This is a genomic window from Pseudomonas sp. KCJK9016 (assembly GCF_046231795.1).
Taxonomy (GTDB): domain Bacteria; phylum Pseudomonadota; class Gammaproteobacteria; order Pseudomonadales; family Pseudomonadaceae; genus Aquipseudomonas; species Aquipseudomonas bananamidigenes.
Window position 1 is genome coordinate 160,325 of record NZ_JBJJMM010000008.1, and the last position, 17,816, is coordinate 178,140.

At 64.6% G+C, this 17,816-nt stretch carries 2 protein-coding genes (1 of these 2 cut by a window edge); both read right to left on the reverse strand.

All coding sequences use genetic code 11. The features are described 5' to 3' along the window. On the reverse strand, positions 1-15,057 hold the full coding sequence (locus ACK6BI_RS10325) for a non-ribosomal peptide synthase/polyketide synthase (RefSeq protein ID WP_409317000.1): 15,057 nt from the start codon (positions 15,055-15,057) through the stop codon (positions 1-3). Further along, a protein-coding gene (locus ACK6BI_RS10330) for a non-ribosomal peptide synthase/polyketide synthase (RefSeq protein ID WP_409317001.1) crosses the window boundary here: on the reverse strand, positions 15,057-17,816 show its final stretch. The gene runs 9,651 nt beyond the window's last position; only the last 2,760 of its 12,411 coding nucleotides appear in the window; the start codon falls outside the window, past its right edge — the gene reads right to left on this strand; it ends in the stop codon at positions 15,057-15,059. Before ACK6BI_RS10330 ends, ACK6BI_RS10325 begins: the two co-directional genes overlap by 1 nt.

Below are 17,816 nucleotides of genomic sequence, written 5' to 3' on the forward strand. Positions count from 1 at the left end.
TCAGGACATGACTACTGATTCAACGAACTCGCCGAGCATTTCTTCAGCCTCGGACAGGAAAGTTTCGTCCCGCGGGATCTGGAAGTGCCCGCAGTCCAGCCATTCGCCGCCCATTCCCGGCTGTTCGAGTTGCGCGGCCAGTTCCACTGCCTCCTCTTCGCGGCCGAGAGTCCACCAGCAGATCGGCTGCACCGCCAGCGGCGGGCAGCGGTCGAGTTGCAACGACAACTGCTTGAGCCGGCGCGCCACGCTGAACACATGGGCCAGCTCCTCGGCCCCCAGCGCCACGTAGGTCGACGCTCCGCTCTCGGTGCCCATCGCGGTGCTGAAGATCGCGCGCAGGTTCTGCGGGGTTTCCTCACCCTCGATGGACACGTCCGAAGCGTCCGGCAACGTGACCCGCAGGAAATCACGCAAATCGGCTCGCCAGTCATCCACGGCCCCGGCATTGATCGCCGCCGACGCCACGAAGCTGTCCACCAGACCGACGAACTGCACCTGCTGCCCTTCCCGCTCAAGCTGCGCCGCCATCAGCATCGCCAGCGTACCGCCGAGCGACCAGCCCAGCAGGTGATACGGCCCCTGCGGCTGTTTCTCGCGGATCTGCGCCACGTAATCGCTGGCCATGCTTTCCAGCGACGTATCGCTGAAAGTCGGGTCGAGCAACATCCGCGACTGGATCGCCAGCACCTGGCGCTGACCGCTCAAGCGACGGGCCAGCGGCTCGTAGTCGAACACCGTGCCGAAACCGGCATGGATGCAGAACAACGGTGCCTTGCCCTTGACCTCGGCATTCATCGCCAGCAGCCCGGTAGCCCTCCCGGTCGAGCCCTGAACGCTGGCCACCAGCTCGCCGATGCTCGGTTTCTGCATCAGGTCGCGCAGTTTCAGGCTCAAGCCCTGGGCCTTGAGTACGCGGCTGCGGGCAACCACCTGCAGGCTGAGAATCGAATCGCCGCCCAGCTCGAAGAAGTTGTCGGTGAGGCCGACCCGTTCGATCTTCAGCACCTCCTGCCAGATCTTCGCCAGGGCCTTCTCCAGCTCGGTACGTGGCGCCACGTAATCCTGACGCTGTTCGGCGTCCGGGTCCGGCAAGGCCTTGCGGTCGAGTTTGCCGTTCGGCGTCAGCGGCATGCGTTCGAGCAACATCAGGTGCGCAGGCACCATGTAGTCCGGCAGGCTGGCCTTGAGCTGTTCACGCAGGCGTTCGCACAGACCTTCCGATGCATCGGCACTGGCCAGCACGTAGCCGAGCAGTTGTTTGCCGCTGACGCCCTCGCGGGCGACCACGGCTGCATCGCGCACGCCCGGTTGTTGCTTGAGGCGCGCCTCGACTTCACCCAGCTCGATACGGAAACCACGGATTTTCACCTGATGGTCGATCCGCCCCAGGTAGTCGACCGTACCGTCGGCACGCTGGCGCACCAGGTCGCCGGTGCGGTACAGGCGACTGCCATCGGCGCTGAACGGGTTGGCCACGAAACGCTCGGCGGTGCCGCCGGAACGGCCCAGATAACCTCGCGCCAGCGCCCCGCCGAGATACAGCTCGCCGGCGATGCCCACCGGCAAACGGTTGAGATCGCTGTCGAGCACGTAACCGCTGCGCTCGCCGACCACACTGCCGATCGGCGCGTAGGCGGCGCCGCATTCATCTTCGGCGCCGGCCTTCCAGATCAGCGGCGTGACCACGGTTTCGGTCGGGCCGTAGCCGTTGATGATGTACTGCGGCTTGAGCGCACGCCGGGCCAGTTCGAAGCTCGCCACCGGCACTGCGTCGCCACCGAAGCAGTAGATGCGTACCGGCGGCGGATTGCCGTGTTGCTCGGCGTGTTCGGCCAGCTGTTGCAGGTACACCGGCGGGAACGCCGCCACGCTCACGCCGTGCTGATGCATGGCGTTGTACGTCTGCTCGGCCGTCCACAGGCTGTCGTCACGGATCAGCAGGCGTGCGCCATGGGTCAGCGTGGTCAGCCAGCGCTCGTGGGCGCCGTCGAAAGCGAACGACATGAAGTGCAACTCGCAATCGGCTTCGCTCATTTCATACCGCTGACCGATCGCCTCGCAGTGCATCGCCAGCGGCCCGTGGGCCACGCCGACGCCTTTCGGCAAACCGGTGGAGCCGGAGGTGTAAATCACGTACGCCAGATTGCCCGGTTCTACCGAAACCTGTGGCGCCGTATCCAGATGGGCGCTCAGGTCCAGTCGATCCAGTTCCAGCACATGCAGGTTGTCCTGGGTCGGCATCACCTGACGCAGGCTCGAATCACTGAGCAGCAGCGCGATACCGGAATCGCGCATCAGATAACTCAAGCGCTCGCGAGGATAGGTCGCGTCCAGCGGCACATAGGCACCGCCCGCCTTGAGCACCGCCAGCAGCGCGACGATCATGTTTTCGCTACGCGGCAACGCCACGCCGACCCGCACTTCCGGGCCGACGCCTTCGGCGATCAGCGCATGGGCCAGACGATTGGCCCGGGCCTCGATCCGGGCGTAGCTGAACGCTTGATCATTGAAGACCACCGCGGTTTGCTCGCCGCGTTGCGCAGCCCACTGGCCGATGCGCTGATGCACCGCCAGCGCTGGCGGCTGCACCGCAATCGGCGCCTTGTCCGCCACCTGCGCGGTCGGCAGGCCGATGCGGCCCAGCGGTTGCGCAGCGTCTTCGGTCAGCGCAACCAGCAATCCCTCCATGTTGCTGCGGATGCCTTCGACGGTCGCCCGGTCGAAGTGCTCGCGCAGGAACATGTACTCGATCACCAGTCCTTCTTCGAGGGTGACCATCAGGTCCATCGGGAAGTTGGTCAGGCCCGCGCTGGCGCTCTCGCCAAACTTCAGCGAGTCGTCGCGCCACTCACGCAACGCCTGATCGATCGGATGGTTCTCGAACACGATGATGCTGTCGAACAGCGACTGCCCGGTGCGACCGGCCCAACGCTGGACGTCGGACAGCGGCGTGTATTCACGCTCGCGCATTTCCAGGTTGAAGTCCTGCAGGTCGCGCAGCCAGTCACCGACCGCCTGTTGCGCCGGCACATCCTTGATCACCGGCAAGGTGTTGATGAACAGGCCGAGGATCGATTCCGACGCCGGCAGGCTCGCCGGGCGCCCGGCCACGGTAGCGCCGAAGGTCACGCTGCGCTGGCCGCTGTAACGGCTGAGCAGCATCAGCCACGCGCCCTGCACCAGCGTATTGAGGGTGACCTGTTGGGACTGGGCGAAGGCTTTGAGCTGTTCGGTGCGGGTTTCGCCCAGACGGCTGTACAGCGCTTCATGACCGCGACCGTCACCGGTGCGCGCCACCGCGTCGGCGAGGTAGGTCGGCTCGTCGAGCAGACGCAAATGTTCACGCCAGAAACCTTCGCTGGCGTTGGCATCCTGCTGTTGCAGCCAGTTGATGTAGCGGCGGTACGGCACGGCTTCGGCCAGCGGCTGGCCTGAATACAGGCTCAGCACTTCGCCGATCAACTGCGAACTGCTCCAGCCATCGATCAGGATGTGGTGATAAGTCCAGATCAGTTGATAACTGTCCTCGCCCACTTGCACCAGCGTCAGGCGTTGCAGCGGCGGACGGTCGAGGTCGAACCCCTTGGCCCGTTCACTGGCGGCCAGCGCCTGCAACGCGGCTTGCGAGTGGTCCTGATCACGCCAGTCGAGCAGGCTCACCGGCAGTTGCGGATCAGCGAGCACGAATTGCAACGGCTCGGCCATGTCCTGCCAGAGGAAACCGGTGCGCAGAATGTCGTGGCGACGGCTCACCGCTTCCCACGCGGCCTTCAAGCGCGCCGGCTCCAGGCCCTGCACCGGAATGCTCACCTGGTTGATATAGAGGTCGCCGTCCGGCGAATTCAGACCAAGGAACAGCATGCCCTGCTGCATCGGCGACAAGCGGTACAGCCCGACCAGTTGCCCTTCCGGCAATGGCAGCTCGGCAATCTGCGCCTCGCTCAAGCCGTGCAGCGGCAGGTCGACCAGCGCGGTCTGCGGTGCCTGGGTGCCTTCAGTAGCCCGGGTACGCACGGCCAGTTGCTGGATGGTCGGTTGCTGGAACAGGTCTTTCGGGCTCAATTCGAGGCCCTGCTGACGGGCGCGGCTGACCACCTGAATCGAGATGATCGAGTCGCCGCCCAAGGCGAAGAAACTGTCGGTGGTGCTGATCCGCTCAAGACCCAGCACCTCTTTCCAGATCTCCACCAATGCCTGCTCGGTAGGGTTGACCGGCTCGACATGTTGCTGCGAAGCCGAGAACTCGAGCGCCGGCAGACGCTTGCGGTCGAGCTTGCCGTTGGGGCTCAGCGGCATCCGCGCCAGCCACATCCGGTGCGCCGGCACCATGTAATCCGGCAGGCTCGCGCCCAGCCAGGTCGACAGGCTCTCGTGCAGTTCATTGCGCACGGTGTCCGGAGCATCGAGCGTCGCCGGATCGCTCGGCACCAGGTACGCCACCAGTTGTTGGCTGCCCAGCACATCACGGGCAACCACGACCGCTTCACGCACGGCAGCATGCTCCATCAGCCGCGCTTCGATTTCACCGAGCTCAATGCGCAGACCGCGCAGTTTGACTTGATGATCGATGCGCCCGACGTACTCGATCACGCCGTCGGCGCGGTAACGCGCCAGATCACCGGTGCGGTACATCCGCTCGCCGGCCGCGAACGGGCTGGCGACAAAGCGCTCGGCGCTCAGCCCCGGACGACGGTGATAACCACGGGCCAGACCGATGCCGCCGAGGTACAGCTCACCGGCCACACCCACCGGCAGCGGATTGAGGCCGCTGTCGAGAATGAAGGTCGACAGGTTGGCAATCGGCTGACCGATCGGCACACCATCGCGACCTTCGTCGCGGCAGGTCCAGTGGGTCACGTCGATGGCCGCTTCGGTCGGGCCGTACAGGTTGAACAGACCGGCCCGTGGCAGTTTGGCGAACACCTGCACCTGCGCATCCACCGGCAGCGCTTCACCGCTGCAGACGATGCGCTTGAGACCGGTGCAGCTCGCAACGTTGGTGTCCTGCAGGAAGGCCTGCAGCATCGACGGCACGAAGTGCAGCGTGGTGACACGCTCGGCGTTGATCAGCGCAATCAGCTTCGCCGGATCGCGATGGTCACCCGGTGCCGCGACCACCAGTCGGGCGCCGGTCATCAACGGCCAGAAGAACTCCCACACCGACACGTCGAAGCTGAACGGGGTTTTCTGCAGCACGGTGTCGCTGGCGTCCAGGCCGTAGGCCTGTTGCATCCACATCAGGCGGTTGGTCAGGGCGCGATGGGCGTTGCCCGCGCCTTTGGGCATACCGGTGGAACCGGAGGTGTAGATCACGTAGGCCAGGTTGCCGGCGTCGTATTCGACCTGCGGGTTATGCTTTGGCCACCCGGCGAAGTCCGCGCCGGAGGGTTCCAGGCAGAGGGTCTGTACGCCATCGGGAATCGGCAGGCTGGCCAGCAAGTGCGGCTGGGTCAGCAACTGGCCGATGCCGCTGTCGGCAATCATGTAGCTCAGGCGATCACGCGGGTATTCCGGGTCCAGCGGTACGTAGGCGCCGCCAGCCTTGAGGATCGCCAGCAGGCCGATGACCATTTCCAGGCTGCGCTCGACCGCAATACCGACCAGCACATCCGGGCCGACCCCACGGGCGATCAAGCCATGGGCCAGCTGGTTGGCGCGGGCATTGAGCTGTGCGTAGCTCAGGGTCTGGCCGGCAAACACCAGCGCCGGTGCGTCCGGGGTGCGCAGGGCCTGAGCTTCGATCAGGGTGTGTACGCCCTGCTCCAGCGGATAGTCGACGGCGGTGGCGTTCCACTGCTCGACCATCAAACGGCGGTCGGTGCTGTCGAGCAGGTCCAGCGCACCGAGCATGGCCTCACCCGACTGCACCATCTGCTGCAACAGGTTGTGCAGTTGCGCGCTCAATTGCTCGATCACCGAATCGGTGAAGTGCCCGCGCTGGTAGCTGTAGTGCAGCGACAGCTCATCGCTGACATTCACCGCCAGGGTCAGCGGGTAATTGGTCTGCTCGTGGTTGTCGATGCCCCCGAAACGCAGCTCCTGCGGTGCGCCCTGCTCCAGCGCCTGGGACACGGGATAGTTTTCAAACACCAGAATGTTGTCGAACAGCGCTTCACCGCTCTGCCCGGCCCAGCGCTGAATATCGAACAACGGCGTGTGTTCGTGTTCGCGCAGGCCGATGTTTTGCGCCTGCACACGCTGCAGCCACTGGCCGACGCTGTCGTCCGGACGCGGGCTGGCGATCACCGGCAAGGTGTTGATGAACAGGCCGATCTGCTGCTCGACACCCTTGAGTTCGGTCGGACGCCCGGCCACGGTGGCGCCGAACGCCACGCTGTCCTGCCCGGTCAGGCGCTGCAACAGCAGCAGCCATGCGGCCTGGAGCAAGGTGTTGAGGGTGACCTTCTGCTGCCGGGCGAACTCGCCCAGACGCCGGGTCTGATCGGCATCGATGAACACGTAGCGCTCACCATGACCTTCACGCGACTCGTCGCTGCGCTGGGCCTGAATCGCCTGGGCCAGGCGGGTCGGCTCCTGCAGGTTGGCCAGTTGCGCGGTCCAGTAGTGTTCGCTGACGCTGGCGTCCTGACGTTGCAACCATTCGATGTAGTCGCGATAACGCCCGGCGGGCGCCGGCAGGGTTTCACCGGCATAACGCTGGAGGACTTCACCGAGCAGCTGCGAGTTGCTCCAGCCGTCCATCAGGATGTGGTGGTTGGTGTAAATCAGGTGACAACGCCGCTCGTCCAGACGCACCACGACCATGCGCAGCAACGGGCCGTGACTCAGATCGAAACCTTGCGCCTGTTCGCTCGCGGCCAACTGATCCAGGGCTGCCGGATCGGCACTGCGATCACGCCAGTCGAGCACGCTGAACGGCATCTCCAGTTGTTTGTGCACCACTTGCACCGGACGCGCCACCTGGCCTTGCCAGACGAAACTGGTGCGCAGGATGTCGTGGTTATCCACCGCCGCTTGCCAGGCCTGCCGGAAGCGCTGCGGGTCGAGGCCTTCGACGTCGAGGCGAACCTGGTTGATGTAATCGCCGGTTGCCTGCTCATACAGGCTGTGGAACAGCATGCCCTGCTGCATTGCCGACAGCGGATAGATATCGGCAATCTGCGGAGCCGGCAGCGGCAGACTGTCGAGTTGTGCCTGGGTCAGGCCGGCCAGCGGGAAGTCCGACGGGGTCAGGCCTTCCACGCCCGGCGTCAGGCAATGGGCGATCAGCGCGGCCAGCTCATCGGCGTAGTCGCGGGCCAGGGCTTCAATGGTGGCGCTGTCGAAACGTTCTTCACTGAAGGTCCAGCCAACGCTCAGTTCACCGCCATACACCTGACCGTTGAGGGTCAGCCAGTTACCCAGCGGTGCATCCGGGCTCTGCTCCAGGCCGGCATTGTCCGGCGCCGGCGCGAACAGCGCGCCGTCATCGGCTTCGAAACTGCCGTCGAACTGGCCAAGGTAGTTGAAGGTGATGCGCGGAATCGGCAACGCCTTCAGGCTGTTTTGCGCGTCGGCATCACCGAGGTGACGCAACGCCCCGAAACCGATGCCTTTGTTCGGGATTGAGCGCAATTGCTCCTTGATCTGCTTGATCGACTCTCCCGCGCCTTCAGCCGGGGTCAGGCGCACCGGGAACAGGCTGGTGAACCAGCCCACGGTGCGGGTCAGGTCGACACCGTCGAACAGCTCTTCGCGACCATGGCCTTCCAGTTGAATCAGCGTCGATGGCTGCCCGCTCCAGCGCCCGATCACCCGGGCCAGCGCGGTCAGCAGCAGGTCATTGACCTGAGTGCGATAGGCCGCCGGGGCTTCTTGCAGCAACTGCCGGGTCAGTTCCGCGCCGAGGCGGGTCTGCACGGTGTGCGCCAGACGATTTTGCTGGCCGGCATCGCTGCGCTTGCACGGCAGATCGGTGCTGACGTCGCTCAGGCAGGCCTGCCAGTAAGCCAGTTCTGCCTGCAACGCCGGGCCGTTGGCGTAGCGCTGCAAGTGTTCGCTCCAGTCCTTGAAGGCGCTGGTCTTGGCCGGCAGGCTCGGGGCCTGACCGCTGAGGGCTTGCTGATAAGTGGTTTGCAAGTCTTCCAGCAGAATCCGCCATGACACGCCGTCCACCGCCAGGTGATGGATCACCAGCAACAGGCGCTGCGTACCGTCGGCGAGGTTCGCCAGCACCCCACGCAGTAACGGGCCGTTTTGCAGGTCGAGGCTGCGCTGGGCGTGGTTGCCCAAGGCTTCGAGATCCGCGATGTCGCCAATGGCTTCTTGCCAGAGCAGGTCATGCGGCAAGGCGTCGACCGACAGGTGTTGCGCCTGCCATCCGTTGTCCTGCCGGTTGAAGCTCAGACGCAAGGCATCGTGATGGATGACCAGCGTGCGCAACGCTTGCTCGACCTTTTCGGCGTCCAGCGATTGGCGTGGCTTGAGCAGCACCGACTGGTTCCAGTGGTGACGCTCGGGGATGTCATCTTCAAAGAACTGCTGCTGGATCGGCAGCAGCAACGCCGGGCCGGTGACTGGTTGCTGATCGATGGCCGAGTCACTGTCGCCGGTCTGCGCGACCAGCGCCAGACGCTGTACGGTCTGGTGCTGGAACAGGTCTTTGGGGTTCAGACGAATGCCGGCCTGACGGGCGCGGCTGACCACCTGGATCGAGATGATCGAATCGCCGCCCAGCTCGAAGAAGTTGTCGTTCAGGCCGACTTGCGGCAGCTTCAGCACGTCTTGCCAGATCTCGGCCAGGCGCTGTTCCAGTTCGCTTTGCGGGGCCTGATAGGCCTGTTGCGCCTGACTGGCATCCGGGGATGGCAAGGCACTGCGATTGAGTTTGCCGTTGGCGGTCAGCGGCAATTGTTCGAGCAACAGCAAGTGCGCCGGGATCATGTGATCCGGCAGGTTTTCCTTGAGTGCGGCCCGCACGCTGTCACGCCACTGGCCCTGTTCGGCGGCGCCGGCATCGAGCAATGCCGCGTCGCTCGGCACCAGGTAAGCCACCAGTTGCTGACCGCTGGGACCCGGCTGCGCCAGCACCACCGCTTGACGCACGGCGGCCTGTTCGAGCAACTGCGCTTCGATCTCGCCAAGCTCGATGCGGAAGCCGCGAATCTTCACCTGATGGTCGATCCGGCCGATGTATTCGATCACGCCGTCGGCGCGAAAACGCGCCAGGTCACCGGTGCGGTACAGACGCCCGCCATCGGCGGCAAACGGATCGGGAATGAAGCGCAGCGTGGTCAGGTCCGGGCGGTTCAGATAACCGCGAGCAAGGCCGGCGCGACCGACGTACAGCTCACCGATGCAGCCCTTGGCCACCGGGTTCAGGTCGCCGTCAAGCAAGTACCAGGACAAGTCCGGAATCGGCTCGCCGATCGGGCTGCCGGCATCGTGTTGCAAGTCGGCGAGGGAGATCGGCCGATACGTCACGTGAACCGTGGTTTCGGTGATGCCGTACATGTTGATCAGTTGCGGGGCCTGATCGCCGAAGCGCTCGAACCATGGGCGCAGGCTCTTCACTTCCAGCGCCTCGCCGCCGAACACCACGTAACGCAGGCACGGTTGCGCAGCCGCGTGTTCCGGAGCGCACGCCACTTGCATCAGTTGCTTGAATGCCGATGGCGTCTGGTTGAGGACGGTGACGCCTTCACGGCACAGCAAGCCGTAGAAATCCTCCGGCGAACGGCTGGTCTCATAGGGCACCACCACCAGTTTGCCGCCGTACAGCAGCGCACCGAAGATTTCCCAGACCGAGAAGTCGAACGCGTAGGAATGGAACAGGCTCCAGACATCCTGCGGGCCGAAATCGAACCAGCCATCGGTGGCCTTGAACAGGCGCAGCACATTGTGATGGGCGAGCAAGGTGCCCTTCGGCTGGCCGGTGGAACCGGAGGTGTAGATCACGTAAGCCAGGTTGTCCGGGCTCATCGACACTTGCGGGTTGCTGTCGCTGAAACCTTCGAGGCCGTCGTGCTCCTGATCGAGCATCAGGCTGCGCACCGAGTCCGGCACCGGCAGACGACCCAGCAGATGACTTTGGGTCAGCAGCAGAGCGATGCCGCTGTCGCCGATCATGTAGGCCAGACGATCTTCCGGATACGCCGGGTCGAGCGGCACATAGGCGCCGCCGGCCTTGAGAATCGCCAGCAGGCCGACGAGCATTTCCAGGCTGCGCTCCACCGCCAGACCGACACGCTCGTCCGGCCCGACACCACTGGCAATCAGCTTGTAGGCCAACTGGTTGGCGCGGCTGTTGAGCTCGCCGTAGCTCAGTGTCTGTTCACCATAAGTGACGGCGATTGCTTGCGGCGCACGCGCGGCCTGCGCCTCGATCAGTTGATGCAGACACGCCTCGCTCGGGAAATCGGCCACGGCCGGGTTCCATTGCAGCAGCGTGGCCTGACGTTCGGCGGCGTCATGCAGCGGCAGCTCGGCGATGCGCTGGCCGCAGTCCGCGATGATGCCGTGCAGAAGATTCGTCCAGTGCTGCGCCAGACGCTCCATGGTGGCCGCGTCGAACAGGTCGGTGGCGTAGGTCAGTTCGGCCCAGACGTTGTCCGCCGACTCGAAAGTATCGAGGGTCAGGTCGAACTGCGCGGTGTGCGACACCCAGCTCAGGCCTTCGATCTCGATCTTCGGCAGACGCGTCGCGCCTTGTGCCCGACGGGCCTGGCTCTGGTGGTTGTGCAGCACCTGGAACAGCGGGCTGTGGCTGAGACTGCGTTCCGGTTGCAACGCGTCCACCAGTTGCTCGAACGGCAGGTCCTGATGGGCCTGGGCGCCGAGCACGGTGCGCTTCACTTGCTGCAGCAGACTGCGGAAGGTCTGCTGACTGTCGAACTCGGCCTTCAGCACCTGGGTGTTGACGAAAAAGCCGATCAGGCCTTCGGTCTCGACCCGGTTGCGGTTGGCCACCGGCACGCCGACGCGAATGTCGGCCTGGCCGCTGTAGCGATGCAGCAGGGTCTGGAACGACGCCAGCAGCAGCGCGAACAGGGTGACGTTTTCCCGTTGCGCGACCTGTTTCAGGCCGGCGGCCAGTTCCGCGCTCAGCGGGATGTCCTGACGCGCGCCACGGTAACTTTGCTCCGGCGGACGCGGACGGTCGGTCGGCAGTTCCAGCAACGGCTGGTCGCCGTCGCCCAGTTGCGCGGTCCAGTAGCTCAGCTGGCGCTCGCGCTCACCGGCGTCCATCCACTGACGCTGCCACACGGCGTAGTCGGCGTACTGCACCGGCAGCGCCGGCAGTTGCGCAGTCTTGCCTTCGCTGTACGCGGCATACAGCGCCACCAGTTCGTTGACCATGATGCCCATCGACCAGCCGTCGGAGACGATGTGGTGCAAGGTGATGATCAGTGCGTGGTCATCGGCGGCCAGGCGCAGCAGTTTGACCCGCAGCAGCGGGCCTTTCTGCAGGTCGAACAGATGCAGGGTTTCTTCGGCGACCAACGCTTGCAACGCGGACTCATCCAGCTCGCTGTCGGTGCTTTCGACGACAATCTCCAGCGAAGCCTGCGCCTGGATCACTTGCAGGGTCTGGCCTTGCTCTTGCACAAAGCAGGTGCGCAGCGATTCGTGGCGGGCGATCAGTGCATCGAAGCTGCGCTGCAACGCCGGCAGGTCCAGCTCACCGCGCAGGCGCAGCGCGGCCGGCACGTGGTAGGCGGTGCTGGTCGGTTCCAGTTGCCAGAGGAACCACTGGCGTTCCTGAGCGTAGGACAGCGTCAACGGTTGCAGACGCGGCAGCGCAACGATCGGCGGCTCCTGCTGCGCCTGCTCGACCCCGAGGGCGGCGACGAAGTCTGCCAGGGTGCTGTGTTCGAACAGAGTGCGCAGCGGCACTTGCACATTGAGCGCCTGACGCACCCGCGAGACGACCTGGGTCACCAACAGCGAATGGCCGCCCAGCTCGAAGAAATGGTCACTCAGCCCTACCTGTTCCAGTTTCAGCACCGTTTGCCAGATCTCGGCGACGGTGTGCTGGGTGGCGGTCTGCGGCGCGATGTAGGCCGATTGCATCTGACTGGCGTCCGGCGCCGGCAAGGCCTTGCGGTCGACCTTGCCGTTGGGGGTCAGCGGCAGTTGCGCGAGGAACAGCACGTGCGCCGGCACCATGTACTCCGGCAGTTCAGCCTTGAGGCTGGTCTTGAGCGCGGCGCGCAACGCGGCTTCGCCATCGGCGTCCAGCACTTCGCCGGATGCCGGCACCACATAGCCCACCAGTTGCGGGCCGGTCGGGCCATCCTGAGCGACCACCACCGTTTCGCGCACGCTGTCGAGCGCCAGCAGGCGCGCTTCGATTTCCCCCAGCTCGATGCGGAAACCACGGATTTTCACCTGATGGTCGATCCGTCCGATGTATTCGATCACGCCCTCGGCGCGGTAACGGGTCAGGTCACCGGTGCGATACAGACGCTCGCCGGTGGTCGAGAACGGGTCCGGCACAAAGCGTTCGGCGGTCAATGCCGGACGCTGGAAGTACCCCCGGGCCAGACCGTCACCACCGATCAACAGTTCGCCCGGCGCGCCGGGCGGATTGAGTTCCAGATCGCTGCCGAGGATGTACAACGCCGTGTTGTCGATCGGCTTGCCGAGGAACGGACGGCTGTTGTCCGGGCTCAGCGGATGCAATGCCGACCAGATGGTGGTTTCGGTCGGACCGTAGAGGTTCCAGACCTGCGGCGAACGCGCCAGCATGCGTTGCGCCAGCTCCTGGGGCAGCGCTTCACCGCCGCAGAGGAAGATGCGGCCATCGAGAATCGAGGCGTGTTCGTTGTCCAGCAGCATGCGCCAGGTCGAAGGCGTGGCTTGCAGCATCGTCACGCCGTGGCGGGCGATCAGTTCGAGCACCGCTTGCGGATCCTGATGCACATCCTTGCCGGTCAGCACCACGGCGGCGCCGGCAAGCAGCGGGCCGTAGATTTCCAGGCCGAAAATATCGAAGGAGAACGTGGTCAGCGACAGCATGCGATCCGCCGCAGCAATGCCCGGTTGCTCGACCATGCTCGCGACGAAGTTGCTCAGGGCAGCGTGGCGCACCATCACGCCTTTCGGCTTGCCGGTGGATCCGGAGGTGTAAATCGTGTAGGCCAGATGCTCGCCGGTCACGGCCACCTCAGGCGCTGCGGTCGGGTACGCCGCCAGCCAGTCCTGCGGTTGATCCAGCAACACCGTGGCCAGACCCGCCGGGATCGGCAACTGTGTTTGCAGAGGCGACTGGGTCAGCAGCAGCGCGAGGCCGCTGTCCTCGATCATGTAGGCCAGACGATCTTCCGGGTAGGCCGGGTCCAGCGGTACATAAGCGCCGCCGGCCTTGAGGATCGCCAGCAGGCCGACGATCATTTCGACACTGCGCTCGACCGCGATGCCCACCAGCCGATCCGGGCCGACGCCCAGCTCGATCAATTTGTGCGCGAGCTGGTTGGCGCGGGCGTTCAACTGGCCGTAAGTCAGCACAGCCTCGCCAACGATCAGCGCGGTGGCTTCAGGGGTTCGTTCGGCCTGCAAAGCGATGCGTTGCTGCACGCACGGGGCCGGCGCAGCGTGATCGACCACACGTTTCCAGTCCTGCAACAACACTTGATGTTCGGTGGTTTCCAGCAGCGGCAGTTCGCCGACACGCTGGTGCGGCGCGGCGACAATGCCGTGCAACAGGTTCAGCCAGTGACGCGCCAGGCGTTCGATGGTTTGCGGCTTGAACAGGTCGGTGGCGTAAGTCAGCTCCGCCGCCACGCCGTCGCTGGATTCGTAGGTGCCGAGGGTCAGGTCGAACTGCGCGGTGCGGCCCTCCCAGACGATGTCCTCGACACTCAGTTGCGGCAGTTGCACCTGACTCTGGCGCCGGGTCTGGTCGTTGACCGCCTGGTGGTTGTACATCACCTGGAACACCGGGCTGTGGCTCAGGCTGCGTTCCGGTTGCAGGGCTTCGATCAATTGCTCGAACGGCAAGTCCTGATGGGCCTGGGCGGCCATCGCCGATTGCTTGACCTGGGCCAGCAATTGATTGAACGGCAGTTGTCCGTGGACGTCCGCACTCAAGACCTGAGTGTTGACGAAGAAGCCGATCAGGCCCTCGGTTTCCACCCGGTTGCGGTTGGCAGTCGGCACGCCGACGCGGATTTGCGACTGGCCGCTGTAGCGATGCAGCAAGGCCTGGAACGATGCCAGCAGCACCATGAACAGGCTGGCGCCTTCGCGCTGGGCCATTTGCTTGAGGGCATCACCCAACGCGGTCGGCAAGTTCAGATCGAGGCGTGCGCCCCGGAAACTCTGCACCACCGGGCGCGGATGATCGATCGGCAGCTCCAGCACCGGCTGTTCGCCGCCGAGGGTGTCGATCCAGTATTTCAGCTGCCGTTCACGCTCGCCGGCCTCCAGCCAATGGCGTTGCCAGATCGCGTAGTCGGCGTACTGCACCTCAAGCGGCGGCAGGTTCAGGGACTGGCCGCCGGTGTCGGCGGCGTAATGCTGGATCAGCTCGCCGACCAGCACTTGCATCGACCAGCCATCGGAGATGATGTGGTGCTGGATCAGCGCCAGCACATGATCGTCCTCACCGACCTTGAGCAATGACACTCGCAACAACGGACCCTGTTGCAGATTGAACGGGCGAGCGGTTTCGTGCTCGACGAAAGCCTTGATCGCGGCGTCGGTGTCCTCTCCGGGCGCCAGCGTCTCGACGGTGATGCTCAGCGGCATCTGCTCGTGAACCTGCTGGCAAAAGGTTTCACCCTGCTCGACGAACGTGGTGCGCAGGCTTTCGTGGCGGGCAACCACCGCGTTGAAACTGCGTTCCAGCGCCGCGACATCCAGCGTGCCCTTCAAGCGCAAGGCGCTGGGGATGTGGTACGCGGTGCTGTGCGGGTCCATCTGCCACAGGAACAACTGGCGTTCCTGGGCGTAGGACAGCGGGATCGCCTCGAAGCTTGAGCGAGTTTCCGGAATCGGCAGGTTGGCCGGCGAGACGCCCTCTTCGAGCATCTTTTCCAGGTAGAGCTTACGTTTGTCCAGCGGCAGAGTGATAAAGCGCTTGGCAATCCTCAAAGCAACACTCGTGTCCATCAGAACTCCTCCATATCGTCAAGCAGGGCTTCCAGCTTGTTCAGTTTCTGTTCGTTGATTGCCCCGCCTCCTGTATCGAGTCGAGCGACAAAGTCGCCCAGGACGGGGTGCTGGAATAGCAGTTGCGGTGTCAGCGTCAGGCCCAGTTCAAGGGCGATGCGCGACACGACATTGACCGCCAGCAGCGAGTGCCCGCCGAGTTCGAAGAAATGGTCGTTCAGACCGATGCGTTCCACGGTGAGCACTTGCTGCCAGATTGCCGCGACCTGTTGCTCAAGCTCCGATTGCGGCGCGACATACGCGGCCTGCATCTGGCTGGCATCCACCGCCGGCAGCGCCTTGCGGTCGAGCTTGCCGTTGGGAGTCAGGGGCAACTGCTCGAGGAACAGCAGGTGCGCGGGAATCATGTAGTCAGGTAACGAAGACTTGAGGCCAGTCTTTAGTCCGTCGCGCCGTTGTCGCTGCGCTTCACCGTCGTACACGTCCAGTTGTGCAGCGACCACGTAGGCCACCAATTGCGCGCCGCCGTCGGCCTCGACCGCCAGCACGGCCGCCTCGCTGATGCCCGGTTGCGCCAGCAGGCGCGCTTCGATTTCGCCCAGCTCGATACGGAAACCACGGATTTTCACCTGATGGTCGATCCGGCCCATGTACTCCAGTTCGCCGTCTTCGCGCTGGCGGATCAAGTCGCCGGTGCGGTAGAGGCGCTCGCCGTTGCGGGCGAACGGATGGGGCACGAACTTCTCGGCGGTCATCGCCGCTTTGCCCAGATAACCGCGGGTGACACCGGCACCGGACAGGTACAGCTCGGCCGACACACCCTGCGGCACCGCTTGCAGATCGGCATCGAGCAAATGACTGGCGGAGTGATCCAGGGCTCGACCGATACGCGCCTGACCACCGGCAGTGCGGCGGATCCAGGTCGAGTAAGTAGTGTCTTCCGAAGGGCCGTACAGGTCGTAGACATGCTCGATGTCCGGCTGCTGATAGAGCGTGTCCACCAGCCCTTGCTTGAGCGGCTCGCCCGCCAGGTTGATGATCCGCACGCCCGGCGGAATCTGCCCGGCACGTTGCAGCGCATTGATCGCCGACGGCACGGTGTTGATCAGGCGCACCTGATCCCGCGCCGGCAGTTGCGGCAGTTCCAGCGCGTTGCGGGCGATGATCAGCGAGCCGCCGTTGGCCAGGGTCACAAACAGCTCCCACACCGACAGGTCGAAGCACACCGAGGTCGAGGCCAGCACGCCCTGGATGTCTTCGCGGCGGTAGACCTTGGCCGACCAGTCGATCAGCGCCATGACGTTGCGATGGGCGATCGCCACGCCTTTCGGCTTGCCGGTGGAACCGGAGGTGTAGATCACGTAGGCGAGGTTGTCCGGGGTCACTGCGGTATGCGGTGTCTGAACCGGATAGCCGTGCAGTTCAACTTGATCCAGCAACAACACTTGCGTGTCGGAAGGCACGGCCAACGTGGCAGCCAGTTCCTGCTCCGTCAGCAACACTCGCGCACGGCTGTCTTCGAGCATGTACGCCACGCGGTCGGCCGGGTAGTCCGGGTCCAGCGGCACGTAGGCGCCACCGGCCTTGAGCACTGCCAGCAAGGCAATCAGCAACTGCTCGGAACGTGGCAACGCCACGCCCACCGGCACTTCCGGGCCGACGCCGAGTTCGATCAGCTTGTGCGCGAGACGGTTGGCCTGCACATCCAGTTCGGCGTAGGTCAACTGCGTGTCGGCGAAGGTGACGGCCAGCGCATTCGGGGTTGCGGCCACCTGACGGGCGATGCTCTGGTGGATGCACAGGTCGGTGACGAAATCGCTGTGAACCGCAGCCGTTTCGAGCAGATGCAACTCGCTGAGCGAGCGCTCGCCCGCCTCGGTCATTTGCTCAAGCAAACGCTGCAAGTGCTCGCCCAGTTGCGCCACGCTGACGTCGGCAAAACGGTCGCGCTGATAACTGAAGTGCACCGACAGTTCGGCCCCCAGATGCACCAGCAGGGTCAACGGATAGTTGGTCTGCTCGTGGTTCTCCACCGGACCGAATCGCAGGCCTTGCGGTGCGCCGTGCTCCAGCGCTTCGGCGATCGGATAGTTCTCGAACACCATCAGGCTGTCGAACAACGCGTCACCGCCCTGCCCGGCCCAGCGCTGAATCTGTGCCAGCGGCGTGTGTTCGAACTCGCGCAGCGCCAGGTTCTGCGCCTGCACGGCCTGCAGCCAGCTGGCCAGGCTCTGCTGCGCTTGCGGCGCGGCGATCACCGGCAAGGTGTTGATAAACAGACCGACCTGCTGCTCGGCCCCCGGCAGATCCGCCGGACGCCCGGCGACAGTGGCGCCGAACGCCACGCAATCCTTGCCGGTGTAGCGTTGCAACAGCAGCAGCCACGCGGCTTGCACAAGGGTGTTGACGGTGACTTTCGAGGCCCGGGCGAACTCGCCCAGACACTGGGTCAGACCGGCATCGAGTACCTGGAAATGATCGCCGTAACCGACGCTCGGCAAACCGACACTCGGCCGCGCAATGGCATCGGCCAGACGGGTCGGCTCCTGCAGGTTGCCCAGCGCCGCCAGCCAGAAGGCTTCGGCGGTGGCGGCATCCTGACGCTGCAGCCAGGCAATGTAATCGCGGTAACGCCCGGTCGGACGCGGCACCGCTTCGCCGCTGTAGTGCTGCAACACTTCGCCGAGCAACTGCGCGCTGCTCCAGCCGTCCATCAGGATGTGATGGTTGGTGTAGATCAGGTGGTGCCGGTTTTCGGC